Below are 11554 nucleotides of genomic sequence, written 5' to 3' on the forward strand. Positions count from 1 at the left end.
TGGCCATTTAATTTAGACGTCGACCTGCACCCGCTGCCACGAGCTCGGACAGGTGGCGACCACGTTCCATGGTTCTAGAGCCTACGAAGACCGGCTGCGGGGCTTCGCGGTACACATCGTTTTCAGGGAAGGTGCCACCGGCCAGGACGATTGCTGGAGCGGCAGTTTCTCGCTCGCAAGTGCCAGGTTCTGGTGCGAAGACTTTGCCGCTCTCGTCGTAGCAGCTGCAACGGGCCTTGGATCGCACACAACCGGCCAGGACGGGCTTTTTAGGCTCAGCCGTGGTTTCACCCTCACCAGCCGTTTTCTTTTCATCTGGCGAGGCTGCAGCGGTGGTCGTGGGCTTGGTTGCACCTGGTGCTTTTTCTGTCTTGTCGTTTGTGGCCACAACGGGCTTCACGGGGTTGACCAGGCTGTCATAGACCTGTGGCACCTTCCAGGCCGCGAAACCGAGACCAGCGAGCAGGAACCAGAGCATCACGGGCAGCTTGCGCACTTGCTTGGTGTGCAGGCTGGAACTTTTGTAGAGCTTGTAGACGGCCCTGTTGTAGCGGTATGGCTCTTTGCGCAGGCTGGCTTTGAAGTTGAGCGTGCGGCTCATCAAGTCCCACTCGTAGACCGTGGCAAACGGCAGGTTTGCGACGCGACGCACGTGCAGATGACGGCCGCAGAGCATGTGCAGGTTGCGGTCGATCAGCATGGGGCCTTGCGTGATCAGGATGAAGTCAACACCCATGTGGCGGTGTGTCTCAAGTCCTTTGATGTCTTCTGGCACCACAGACCCATTGGCGCGTGGAGGCCAGACTTTTTGCACCTCATCGAAGACGATGACGCTGCCGGGCTTGGCCCATTCGTGCCAGTTGCGCAGGCCTTCGTTGTCGCCGCCGTCGATGAGCTCGTGATCGAGCTGCAGACCGTTGATGTTGGTGTAGATGGTGCGTGGGTGGAGCGTCACGACGCCGTCGACCTCTTGGGGCACGTGAGTGCCGACGAGGGGCGCAAGCAGCTTCTGGATGGTGTACAGCGTCTTTCCGCTGCCTGGTGTGCCAGTGATGATGGTGATCATGTTTTAGCCCGGATTGACGCCAAGAATCTTGGTGGCTTGCTGTGCCTTCCAGATCAGTAGCTTGGTTGCGATAGCGCCGAGAACGATGCCGATAGCGGTACCGCCACCAGCCAGCAAAACGAGCTGCAGGACCGCCACGGGCAAGGCCGAGAGGTTCATAGCCAGCTGCGATTTCATCTGCTCAAAAATGGCATCCATACCCACGATGGACACGACAGAGAAGCCCAGCGCGGTGAGGATGCGGGCCAATGCAGGCTGCAGCAGAGAGAGGATGAATGTGCCGAGCTTCATTGATCTGCCCTTCCACCGAAGATGATCATTCCGCCGACAAACAGCGCGATGGCAATCACCATCGGTTTGATGATGTAGAGGTTGTCGCAGGCGAGCTGATAGCTGAACTGCTTGTTCTCGTAGATCTGGACAGGAGCTGGGCAAGATCCACCGCCCAGGCCCAGGTCGACTGGTGACCAGGACACGTCGATTTGCTTGCGCGGGATCTCGCCTTCAGGGGTGTCGAACTCAACCTCTTTACAGCCGATGGTGTCGGGATATTTTTGGCACTGATCCGGCTCTTTATCGTCCTTGACCTCTTCCGTTTTGCTCTCAGTCGTTGTGACGTTGGTCGTGTTGTTGGTGATGTTGGTGGTCGTGTTGTTGACCGTCGAGTGAGAGACACTGCTACCCGAATATGTGATTGGGTGAGTTGCCGTTGTGGTGGTGGTTTTTGTGCCTGGTTGAGTCGCAGTTGTTGTGCCAGGTGGAGCAACAGTCGTCGTGCCAGGAACAAGCTGAACGGACTCAGTCGAGGTGGTGGACTTGCCTTTTACGCTGGCAGGGCCGTTTATCTCAACGCCATTGCTCGGATAGTCCTGAATGATTCTTCGCGTGTCGGGATACTTCAGCATCTCTGCGAGAGCGACTGATGAAGACGTGGGCCAGCCATCGCGTGACGCAATCCAATCCTCTACTTCCTGCTCGCTCATCTCGGAAAGAGGCTTGGTGCCGGTGCAGACCCCTTTGTCCACGTAATAGCCCGGTTTGCAATCTGAGGGCGCAACGCGAATGACGGAAAACGGCTGATTTACATTGCCATCTGGCTTGACGTAACGGCACGCTTTAAGGTCAGGCCCGAAATCAACAATCTGCTGAAATTTCCAGTTCTCAGGCCCCTCTGGCGTTAGGCCAACGCATGCAGCCTCAGGGCCGTAATAGCCGCCAGTGAAGGTGTAGTTCTGACGCCAGAGATAGCCATCAGATTGGGGGTAGTAGGCATCGCTCTCCCTACGTCCAATCAGGCGCCCATCAGAGCCAACAGACACATTCTTGAGGCCATAGTCGATGAGTGCCTCCAGGGCAAGACCAGCAACAAGACCGCCCGGACCACCAACGACCTTTGCTGCCCTTATCAGCCCTCGCGCGATGTTCCTCTTGGGAATTTTTACACTCGAAGTGACATCAGCACCAGTACCAATGGGCAGACGACGAGTGGTACTGACCTTTGGCTCTACATCGGACACGCTCTGCCCGGTAACAAGGGCATCAGAGATGGGCACCACACGCTTGATGGTGGAGTTGGTTTCGTTAACCGGCGTGTAGTTATAGGTGTTGGTCTGTTGAGCGACTTCGACGATGGGCACGTTAGTCGGAATTTGCAGCGGCGCAGCACGTGCAGAGGCGCAAAAAAAGGCCGCTAGGGCCGTTACTTGAAGAAGACGAACAGGCATATCAGTAGGCCCCCAACAATCAGCAGTTCGAGCGGACTGGTGAACATGGCTAGTTCTCATATGGGTTATCGAAGATGCTCTGCACCTTTTTCCAGCCCATCAGCGCGATCAGGATGGCGAAGAAGGCCCAGAACACATCCATGTACAGGGCCACGTTTTCCGAGCTGGCAGGGGCCGGCTGAACCTGTACAACGATGGTCGTTGTGCCAGGCTCAGGGGTGGTCGTGGTGGTAGTGGATTCAGACACCGCGGCCCCCTGCTTTGTTTACCACCAGCCCATTTTTTGGCCGGTACGCTTGGCGCCCCAGAAGGCCAACATGATGCCGACGACAGCAGTGGCGGCAGCCAGGATCTTTGTGCCGACAGCGGTGATCTGACCGTCGATGTCTGCTTCAGCGGCAAAAGCCACTGCAGAGGTGCCAGCCATCAGCACCACAGTGCCCACCTTGGGGCCGTACTTCAGCGCGATTGCGCGGGTTTTTTCGAGCATGGTTTTCTCCTTTTGCTCCACTGCAAAATTGCAGCCCAAAGACCTGCACGCAGGTCTTCAGGCTTCAATCTTTCCGCTCAACTGGTAAGAAGTGACAACGCCAATGCCAGAAGGCACAGAGCCAACAGGTAGAGGTGAAAGCTGTTGCCGGGCATGGTTAGGCTGCTGCCTTGACAGCAGTACCTGTTGCACGCTGAACGGGCTTGACGCCGACGACGCGCGATTCCTTGTTGCCAAAGCGCATGACCTCTTCAATCTCCAGCTCGACTTCGAGGGGCAAGGGGTTGTGAGCGATCGAGCGCACCACCTCGGGGGTTGTGTCGTACTGAGCGCCCATAGCGCCCTTGGCATTGCCGTTTGCTGCGTCCAGCTTCACAGCTGCGTACAGACGGCCAATGGCATAGCCCTTGCCGGTTTTCTTGGAGATGCCTTCGGAAAATTCGTGACCGATCAGGAGTGCTTTCATGCTGCTGCGAGCCTTTCATTGAAGTCGTACCAGGAGGGAGCGACAGCCGGGCGGACTTCAATCACCCGAATGCGCGGTTTGAACTCAACAACGTTGCGCTTGACCGCAATGTCAATGCCGTAGGGCAGCAGCCCTGCGCGATGACGCTTGAAGGTGGCAAGGCTCATGCGGCCACGCAGGTCATCACCTGCGAGCCAATCACGGGCCGTGCGGCGCAATGTGTTGGGAAGTTGTTCGAGGTCGTCGTGCGTGTGCTCTGCGCGGGTCAGAACGGTGCGCCGTTCCTCGAAAAGATTTACCAGCTGGCCCATATCAAGCCCTCCGAGGTAGTCGCAGCCCATGGTCTGCAATTGGTTTGCTTTCACGGTCACTTCGAACCGCACGACACCCGCGTCTTCGCAATACTCGATGAGCTGGCGCGGGCCGTTGTGACGGAGCAGCTCAGGAGCTTTTAGATAGGCCTTGGAGTAAATCCGGCGGGAGCCACGGCCCCAGTCGACGGTTTCACCATCGCCATGCACACCGACCTTGATGCGTGCTGACGTTTGCTGCGTGCCCAGCCATTCCAGGTAGGCGCGCGCGTTGCTCATGGAGCCGGTTTCAAAATTGGCCGTGAGGTCTAACCGGCTGATGCGGGCACCGGTCCACGCAGGAGCCAACTCAGCAAGGGAGTGGCCGCTGGAAACCGCATGGAGGGTGCCGTTCGGGTTGAAAAATCGCCTGTCAGCGCGGGGCTTCGTATGGCGGTAGTACTTCTGGCCCGCAGTGAATGGGGGCAGTCCGAACTGAGCAACGATGTTGCTGCAGCGACGTATGCAAGCCGCGAGGTCGTAGCCGAAGACGTTGTCGGAACGACCGAAGCGCGAAACGTTGCCAGAGAGGCGAACGGTGCGACCATCGCAACGAACCTGTATTGAGGTGTCATGAGAGCCTTCAACAGTTGCAGCGCGGACGGTCTGCCATTCCACTTCGCCATGCACATTGACAGACCAGACGACACCAGCAGACACCAAAGGCAGGTCGTAGTCGAAGCTCTGGCTTATGGTGATCCAATCGATGAAGAACGGGCAGTCCATCAGGGTGGGTTCCGGCTTCATTTGGCTCATTTTTGAGCCGTTTGGGAGGTGTTACTAGCACCTCCCATGAAAACTGCGGCGGCAGCGCTCAAAAGCGTGCGGCGCTTCGCTTGCCCGCTTTTGGTCGCAGCCTTGGAATGCAGACGCGCAGACACGCTCTTGCGTGCTGGTGCCTGTTCCTGCAGGAACTTGGCGATCTGGAGCCACTGAGTGCGGTTCTTGCTCATGGCTAGCCCCCGAGAATGCAAGCGCAAAACTCGTCGCCGCAGAGGCGAACGTTCTTGCAGGGCACCGTGAAATGCGCAATTTCCGGATGGATGGTCTCGACCGTCCAGCAGTCCAAGCCGCTTGGAGTCGTCCAGGACGAGCGAATGCGCGCGCAGTAGTGCACGCCATGCTTCAAGACCTGAACGTGTTGATCGGTGAGCACCCGACCAAGCTTTGCAAGTGCAACAGAGCGCTCATAGTGTGCTGCGTGGGTGTAGGGCTGGCCGGTCATGATGGAACCCTGCCTACCCAGTAGAGGAACACGAAGCGCGCGAAATCTGCCCAGTCAGTGACCACAGCAAATGGCGTTTTGGCGATCATCCCGGGTAACACCGCACTAGAAACTACGACGATAAGAACGAGCACGTTTATTGCAATGCACACCCTGACCGAAGGCATATCGAAGAAGAGTCGGAATAGCTCTCGAAGATCGGCCGGCTGAGTGGTGCCCTCCACCTGGCCGACCTCGGCGGAAGCCGCCAGGCGAGCGCTTTGGTCTTCTTGACCAGGCAGAGGACTTTTGGGGGGCGTAGCGCGGGTGATAGGCATGCTGGCGGCTCCTGTAAACTTTGGGTAACCAAATTGATTAATTTATCAATTTGATAACTCGATGTTACAAAGGATTTATCAAAATGGCAACTGATGAGGAAATCAGCCAGCTAATTGAGAAAGCCGCAGAGGCGCTCGGCAGTCAGACGCGACTAGCCGAAGTCATAGGAATGCCAAAGAGCCACATCACGCAGATGAAGCAAGGCAAGCGTCATGTGAACTGGAGAGTGAGAGGGAAGCTTCGCGCCGTATTGGGTGAAGATCCTGCGCATGCGTTCGTGGCCGCGATGCTCGAAGACTTGGACGACTCCGAAAACGAGGACGAAAAAAAAGCCGCCGAGGGCCTGAAGGCCATGCTGGCAGCTTTTCCTAACAACTGGCGGAGGCTGTGACATCCGCCATCTGCGCCAGCCGTCCCTGACTCAAACCCAGCGCCTGTCGCCGGGCGCGTATGCGTTCACCTAAATGCGTCATCTATCCCACTAACTCACACTGCACGCAAGTGCCTGCGCAAATATCGCGCGGCTTTTTGAGCACCCCAGCAACCGAGACGCTTTTATAGAAGGCCTTTGCAACGCCACTGTTCCTAACTCGGTGGCAGCAAGCAAAGACCGCCCTGCAGCGGTGCTGCCGCCCCTTGGGGAAAAGCGCAAAGCGCCTCAGGCGATGGCTCTGGTCAGGCTCCGTGGCACTTCTTGAACTTCTTGCCGCTACCGCAGGGGCAAGGGTCGTTGCGGCCGGGCTGCTCGCCCTTGACGATGGTTTCCTGGCGTGGGCCCATGCTCTTCCACAGGCGGTACAGGTCATACACGGCCCAGATGGCTTCGCCAAAGGCATCCACACGTTCCTGGCTGGTCGAGGCAGGACCGGCTTCGTCGTACAGATTCAGAGCCGGCTCGTCCGTGTCGTCCTCGGTCAGGTTGACGATGAACTCCATGGCCGCGTCCAGCAACTGGGCTGCTTCCTTGTCGCGTGGCGCAGCCCATTCGTCGGCCCAGTTCTCCACCACGAACATGAAGCCCAGCGCCCAGACCTGAGAGAACGACGGCACTTCTTCGCCGGCCAGCTCGGCCTGCTCGGCTTCGGGCAGGATGGCAATGGCGCCACGCGTATCCAGCGCCTCGGGCTGGAAGGCTGCGTCGTCGGCCAGGGACTTGATGTCGGCATCCAGTTGCTCGCGCACTTCGGCCAGGCGCAGCTCGAACAGTTCCATGAAACGTGCCTGCTGGGCCTCGTCCTTGAAGACTTCCAGCTTGGGCAGAGGCTGGCCTTCGGCCACTTGCAGGGCTTCGCCATCGCCCAGCAGCATGGGCATGTATTCGGCAGCGGCAATGGGACGGCGTGTGCAGACCAGAGCGGTCAGGAAACCGTCACAGAATTCCCACTGGGGAATTTCGTCGCCGCGGGTGCGCAGCTCGTCGAGCAGCGCGTCCAGCTCTTCGAGCTGATCATTGCTCAGCGCGCCCTCGGGCATGTCGGCGAGAGCCGCGTCTTCTGCGGCGGAGTTAGGTGCTTGTTCTTGCATAGGGAAAGGCTTTTATGATGGCCCGAACCATTTCATCACTATCGAAGTGCAGGGCCGGGCGATGGACCAAGGGGACAAAGCATCCAGGACGGATGCCCCCGTACAGGCTGAATTTTAGCGGGCCGCCATCAACACACCCTGCCATGGGAGTATCTGCAGTGCATCGCTTCTTCAATAGTCTGCCCCTGCGCTATGGCGCCCTCTTCATTTCCGCGCTCGTGCTGGGCATTTCGCTCTACACGCTGACCACGGCGGGCAAGGGACTTGGGTGGTTGATTGCGTCTTTGCTGCTGGTGCTTCTCGGCATCTGGGATCTACTGCAAAAGCAGCACGCCATACTGCGCAACTATCCCGTCATGGGGCATATGCGCTTCATCTTCGAATTCATACGCCCCGAGATTCGCCAGTACTTCATCGAAGGCGATACCGAGGCCCAGCCGTTCTCGCGCGCCCAGCGCTCGCTGGTCTATCAGCGTGCCAAGGGTCAGGTCGACAACCGGCCGTTCGGCACCCAGCTCGACGTGAGTCAGCAGGGCTATGAGTGGGTCAACCACTCCCTGCAACCCACCAAGCTCAGTTCGCATGACTTCCGCCTCTGGATTGGCGGCACGCAGGAGCAACCGGCCGAAGGGGTGGATCCCTGCACCCGCCCCTATCACGCCAGCGTCTTCAATATCTCGGCCATGAGCTTTGGCGCGCTGTCGGGCAACGCCATCCAGGCGCTGAACCAGGGCGCGAAGATGGGCGGCTTCATCCACGATACGGGCGAAGGCTCGATCAGCCAGTACCACCGCATGCATGGCGGCGATCTGATCTGGGAAGTGGCTTCGGGCTATTTCGGCTGCCGCAATGCGGACGGCACGTTCAGCGAAGAAAGATTCGTCGCCAACGCCACCGATCCGCAAGTCAAGATGATCGAGATCAAGCTCAGCCAGGGCGCCAAACCCGGCCATGGCGGCATGCTTCCCGGAGCCAAGGTCACTCCCGAAATCGCAGCAGCACGCGGCATACCGGTTGGCGTGGACTGCATTTCGCCCTCCAGCCACAGCGCTTTCTCCACCCCTGTGGAGCTGATGCAGTTCATCGCCAGGCTGCGCCGTCTTTCAGGCGGCAAGCCCACGGGCTTCAAGTTCTGCGTCGGTCACCCCTGGGAATGGTTTGCCATGGTCAAGGCCATGCTGGAAACCAATATCACGCCCGACTTCATAGTCGTAGACGGCGCCGAAGGCGGCACGGGCGCAGCGCCTGTGGAGTTTGTCGACCATGTGGGTGTGCCGCTGCAGGAAGGCCTGCTGCTGGTGCACAACACGCTGCTGGGCGTGAACCTGCGCCAGCGCATCAAGATCGGTGCGGCAGGCAAGGTCATCACGGCCTTTGACATTGCCCGCATGATGGCCCTGGGTGCCGACTGGTGCAATTCGGGGCGCGGCTTCATGATGGCGCTGGGCTGCATCCAGGCCCAGAGCTGCCACACCGGCACCTGCCCCACGGGCGTCACGACGCAAGACACCGTGCGCCAGCAGGCGCTGGTCGTGCCCGACAAGGCCACGCGCGTCGCCAACTTCCACCGCAACACCCTGCATGCGCTGCAGGAGCTGGTTCAAGCCGCCGGCCTCAGGCATCCCAACGAGATCACGGCCCACCATATCGTGCGCCGGCTGGACGACACCCAGGTCAGTCTGCTGTCCAACCTGATACTGCGCGTGAAACCAGGCTGCCTGCTCCAGAACCTGGAGCGCCAGCACAAGGTCTTCCAGAACTACTGGCCGCTGGCCACGGCACAGAGCTTTCAGCCCCTGCAAGAGCCTGTGTTGCGCCCGTCAGCTGCGGGCGGCGCCGACAACACGGCACAATCGCAAGCTTTTCCCCAGCGCAACGGCATCTGGACCTGAGAAGCCAGAGCCACGCGCCCGACAGATCCCACGCCGTGCCATCTCAGGATATTTCCGCCCAAGAGCAGATGCCCTCTGCGCAGAACGCCATCGATTACCAGGCATTTCTGCGCGAGCATCTGGACCAGCCTCACAGCATCATGCGCTATGAACTGGCGCATGAAACCCTTTGGGTCAAGCGCGCCAACCAAGGCAACCCGGCCCTCAACTACTGGCTGCTGAGCACGCTGGCCAAGCTGTTCAGGGCCGCCGTGCTGCAGCCCGTGCCCAACCCCGGAGGGACCGAGTCCCTGCAAACCGAGGTGCGCCGCCTGCGCAGTTTCAAGGCCAAGGGGCTGCGCGTGCCGCAAGTGCTGGCCACGGACGACCAGGCCTTTGTGATGCGCCATCTGGGCCGCCCGGGCGAAGAAGCTCCATCGCTGAGCAATGCCATCGAAGAAGCGATTGCCCGGGGCGCGCAGCCCACGCTGGAGCTCTGGCGAAAAGGCCTGGAGGCCATACAGCAGGCACATGCCCGCGGCGAGGTGCTGAGTCAGGCCGTGGCGCGCAATATGGTGGTCTGCGCCGACGGGGTCATAGGCTTCATCGACTTTGAAGACGACCCTGCAGCCCATTTACCGCAAGCCGTCTGCATGGCGCGCGATGCGCTCAACTACGCCCAGTCCACAGCGCTGTTTCTGCAGCAGGCTGGTGCGCTGGAGCAGGCCCGGGAGACCTGGCAGCAGTTTGTGCAGCAGCTTCCCGCCGAGGCCCGGCAGGTGCTGGAGCGCACCGTCAACAAACTGAGCTGGGTGCGCTTTCTGCCCCGCAGCAATAGCCTGGGGCGCGACACCCTGCGTGTGCTGGCGGCGCATGACTTGCTGACGACGACCTCACACTCCGCCTGAATGCAATCAAATCAATAGCTATCAGCGCCTTCCCCGGCTGGGCTTAAAGCCTGAAATCCATGAAAAAGCCCCGACCATCAGATCGGGGCTTTTTGGATTGAGGCCTGTGCGTGCTCAAGCGTGAGCGGACACCGCCTCGTTCTCTTCCTTGCCTGCCAGAGCAGCATCCAGCTTTTCGTAGTCCAGCGCGTTTTCCCACTTGGAGACCACCACGGTGGCGACGGCGTTACCGATGAAGTTGGTCAGCGAACGACATTCGGACATGAAGCGGTCCACACCCAGAATCAGTGCCATGCCGGCCACGGGCACCTCGGGCACAACAGCCAGGGTCGCGGCCAGGGTGATGAAGCCAGCCCCCGTCACGCCCGCCGCGCCCTTGGACGATAGCATGGCAACCAGCAGCAGCGCGATCTGGTGGCCCAGGGTCAGATGGGTATCGGTCGCCTGGGCAATGAACAGCGCAGCCAGCGTCATATAGATATTGGTGCCGTCCAGGTTGAAGGAGTAGCCGGTAGGCACGACCAGACCGACGACGGACTTGCTGCAGCCGGCCTTTTCCATCTTGTGCATCAGCGAAGGCAGAGCCGATTCGGAAGACGATGTACCCAGCACCAGCAGCAGCTCGTCTTTGAGGTACTTGATCAGCTTGATCACGGAGAAGCCGCAAAAGCGCGCCACGGCACCCAAAATCACCAGCACGAACAGGGCCGAGGTGATGTAGAAGGTCAGCACCAGCTCTGCCAGGTTGACCAGCGAGCCCAGACCGAACTTGCCGATGGTGAAGGCCATGGCGCCAAAGGCACCGATGGGAGCGAACTTCATCACGATGTTGACCAGCTTGAACACGGGCTTGGTCAGGGCTTCAAAGAAGTTCAGCACGGGCTTGCCGGCCTCGCCGACCATGGCCAGGGACACGCCGAACAGCACGGCCACCAGCAGCACCTGCAGGATGTTGTCACCCACGAACGGACTGATCAGCGTCTTGGGGATGATGTCCATCACGAAGCCGGTCAGCGTCATCTCATGCGACTTGGCCACATAGCCCTTGACGGCAGTCTGGTCCAGATCGGCGGGATTGATATGCATGCCGGCACCGGGCTGCATGACATTGGCCACGATCAGGCCCACGACCAGCGCCAGCGTGGAGAAGGTCAGGAAATACGCCATGGCCTTGCCGAACACACGGCCCACGGCGCTCAGGTGCGTCATGCTGGCAATGCCGGTAACGATGGTCAGGAAGATCACCGGCGCGATGATCATCTTGATGAGCTTGATGAAGGCATCGCCAAAGGGCTTCATGGCTTCGCCATAGGCGGGCTCGAAATGCCCCAGCAGCACGCCCACGATGATGGCGAACACCACCTGGAAGTAGAGCTGACGGTAGAACGGCAAGTGCTCACGCGGAGCAGATTCTGTGGGCAGAGTGTGCACGCTGCATCTCCAAAATTGCGGGCGCACCACCGTGGTGCGCCGAATTGCTGCCGTTTGTACTCCCGCGCCCTTTTTGTGCCGATAACCCATTGGTATTAGGTCCGTACGCGCTCCCTTGGAGAGCATGCACCAACTTAGGGAAATCCCTAGGCCTCAGAATTCGCACTGAACCGGCTCCAGA

At 59.6% G+C, this 11554-nt stretch carries 14 protein-coding genes; 3 read left to right on the top strand and 11 right to left on the bottom strand.

Features of this window, described 5'->3' with window-relative positions:
* Window positions 1–7: 7 nt before the first annotated feature.
* The 9 genes from FSY45_RS06190 to FSY45_RS06230 all read right to left on the bottom strand — a co-directional run bounded on the left by FSY45_RS06190 (window position 8) and on the right by FSY45_RS06230 (window position 5638).
* A complete protein-coding gene (locus FSY45_RS06190; RefSeq protein ID WP_148747961.1) occupies window positions 8–1066 on the bottom strand; it encodes a zonular occludens toxin domain-containing protein in 1059 nt (352 codons plus the stop codon).
* A gap of 3 nt (window positions 1067–1069) precedes the next feature.
* Window positions 1070–1357: a DUF2523 family protein gene (locus FSY45_RS06195; protein WP_148747962.1), complete on the bottom strand. Its 288-nt coding sequence runs from the start codon at window positions 1355–1357 to the stop codon at window positions 1070–1072.
* Complete coding sequence (locus FSY45_RS06200) at window positions 1354–2790, bottom strand: virulence factor TspB C-terminal domain-related protein (protein ID WP_148747963.1); 1437 nt, start codon at window positions 2788–2790, stop codon at window positions 1354–1356. The genes FSY45_RS06195 and FSY45_RS06200 overlap by 4 nt, the downstream gene beginning before the upstream one ends.
* A gap of 49 nt (window positions 2791–2839) precedes the next feature.
* Complete coding sequence (locus FSY45_RS06205; protein WP_148747964.1) at window positions 2840–3037, bottom strand: hypothetical protein; 198 nt, start codon at window positions 3035–3037, stop codon at window positions 2840–2842.
* Between the two features lie 18 nt (window positions 3038–3055).
* Window positions 3056–3280, bottom strand: a complete 225-nt coding sequence (locus FSY45_RS06210; RefSeq protein WP_148747965.1) for a hypothetical protein — start codon at window positions 3278–3280, stop codon at window positions 3056–3058.
* Window positions 3281–3437: 157 nt separating this feature from the next.
* Window positions 3438–3746 (bottom strand): hypothetical protein, encoded by a 309-nt coding sequence (locus tag FSY45_RS06215; protein WP_148747966.1) that lies wholly within the window; start codon window positions 3744–3746, stop codon window positions 3438–3440.
* Window positions 3743–4843 carry a phage/plasmid replication protein gene (locus FSY45_RS06220; protein WP_187427535.1) on the bottom strand — a complete coding sequence of 367 codons (1101 nt, stop codon included), beginning with the start codon at window positions 4841–4843 and terminating at the stop codon, window positions 3743–3745. Before FSY45_RS06220 ends, FSY45_RS06215 begins: the two co-directional genes overlap by 4 nt.
* Window positions 4844–5051: 208 nt before the next feature.
* Entirely contained in the window at window positions 5052–5321 is a 270-nt protein-coding gene (locus FSY45_RS06225; RefSeq protein WP_148747968.1) for a hypothetical protein, read from the bottom strand.
* Window positions 5318–5638, bottom strand: a complete 321-nt coding sequence (locus FSY45_RS06230; RefSeq protein ID WP_148747969.1) for a hypothetical protein — start codon at window positions 5636–5638, stop codon at window positions 5318–5320. The genes FSY45_RS06225 and FSY45_RS06230 overlap by 4 nt, the downstream gene beginning before the upstream one ends.
* A gap of 83 nt (window positions 5639–5721) precedes the next feature.
* Here FSY45_RS06230 and FSY45_RS06235 point away from each other — a divergent pair, with 83 nt between their 5' ends.
* The gene (locus FSY45_RS06235) at window positions 5722–6030 is read left to right on the top strand and encodes a helix-turn-helix domain-containing protein (RefSeq protein ID WP_148747970.1); all 309 of its coding nucleotides are present in this window, start codon (window positions 5722–5724) and stop codon (window positions 6028–6030) included.
* Window positions 6031–6314: 284 nt separating this feature from the next.
* On the opposite strand, the gene FSY45_RS06245 is transcribed toward FSY45_RS06235, so the two are convergent.
* Window positions 6315–7112, bottom strand: coding sequence for a YecA family protein (locus FSY45_RS06245; RefSeq protein ID WP_003076152.1), 798 nt, complete (start codon window positions 7110–7112; stop codon window positions 6315–6317).
* 194 nt (window positions 7113–7306) lie between these two features.
* Between FSY45_RS06245 and FSY45_RS06250 the strand changes: the two genes are divergently transcribed.
* Together FSY45_RS06250 and FSY45_RS06255 are read left to right on the top strand one after the other, a co-directional pair.
* Entirely contained in the window at window positions 7307–9055 is a 1749-nt protein-coding gene (locus FSY45_RS06250; RefSeq protein WP_148747971.1) for an FMN-binding glutamate synthase family protein, read from the top strand.
* Window positions 9056–9123: 68 nt separating this feature from the next.
* A complete protein-coding gene (locus tag FSY45_RS06255) occupies window positions 9124–9942 on the top strand; it encodes an RIO1 family regulatory kinase/ATPase (RefSeq protein ID WP_046461602.1) in 819 nt (272 codons plus the stop codon).
* Between the two features lie 114 nt (window positions 9943–10056).
* On the opposite strand, the gene FSY45_RS06260 is transcribed toward FSY45_RS06255, so the two are convergent.
* On the bottom strand, window positions 10057–11373 hold the full coding sequence (locus FSY45_RS06260) for a dicarboxylate/amino acid:cation symporter (protein ID WP_003068289.1): 1317 nt from the start codon (window positions 11371–11373) through the stop codon (window positions 10057–10059).
* Window positions 11374–11554 lie beyond the last annotated feature (181 nt).

Origin of the sequence: Comamonas sp. Z1, from assembly GCF_008121555.1 — a bacterium.
GTDB lineage: Bacteria > Pseudomonadota > Gammaproteobacteria > Burkholderiales > Burkholderiaceae_C > Comamonas > Comamonas thiooxydans.

Excerpts from the sequence above, each read along its gene's own strand:
- FSY45_RS06225 (WP_148747968.1), bottom strand. The coding sequence starts at position 5,321 with ATGACCGGCCAGCCCTACACCCACGCAGCACACTATGAGCGCTCTGTT.
- FSY45_RS06230 (WP_148747969.1), bottom strand. The coding sequence starts at position 5,638 with ATGCCTATCACCCGCGCTACGCCCCCCAAAAGTCCTCTGCCTGGTCAA.
- FSY45_RS06210 (WP_148747965.1), bottom strand. The coding sequence starts at position 3,280 with ATGCTCGAAAAAACCCGCGCAATCGCGCTGAAGTACGGCCCCAAGGTG.
- FSY45_RS06195 (WP_148747962.1), bottom strand. The coding sequence starts at position 1,357 with ATGAAGCTCGGCACATTCATCCTCTCTCTGCTGCAGCCTGCATTGGCC.
- FSY45_RS06235 (WP_148747970.1), top strand. The coding sequence starts at position 5,722 with ATGGCAACTGATGAGGAAATCAGCCAGCTAATTGAGAAAGCCGCAGAG.
- FSY45_RS06255 (WP_046461602.1), top strand. The coding sequence starts at position 9,124 with ATGCCCTCTGCGCAGAACGCCATCGATTACCAGGCATTTCTGCGCGAG.
- FSY45_RS06200 (WP_148747963.1), bottom strand. The coding sequence starts at position 2,790 with ATGCCTGTTCGTCTTCTTCAAGTAACGGCCCTAGCGGCCTTTTTTTGC.
- FSY45_RS06220 (WP_187427535.1), bottom strand. The coding sequence starts at position 4,843 with ATGAAGCCGGAACCCACCCTGATGGACTGCCCGTTCTTCATCGATTGG.
- FSY45_RS06215 (WP_148747966.1), bottom strand. The coding sequence starts at position 3,746 with ATGAAAGCACTCCTGATCGGTCACGAATTTTCCGAAGGCATCTCCAAG.
- FSY45_RS06250 (WP_148747971.1), top strand. The coding sequence starts at position 7,307 with ATGGGAGTATCTGCAGTGCATCGCTTCTTCAATAGTCTGCCCCTGCGC.
- FSY45_RS06190 (WP_148747961.1), bottom strand. The coding sequence starts at position 1,066 with ATGATCACCATCATCACTGGCACACCAGGCAGCGGAAAGACGCTGTAC.
- FSY45_RS06245 (WP_003076152.1), bottom strand. The coding sequence starts at position 7,112 with ATGCCCGAGGGCGCGCTGAGCAATGATCAGCTCGAAGAGCTGGACGCG.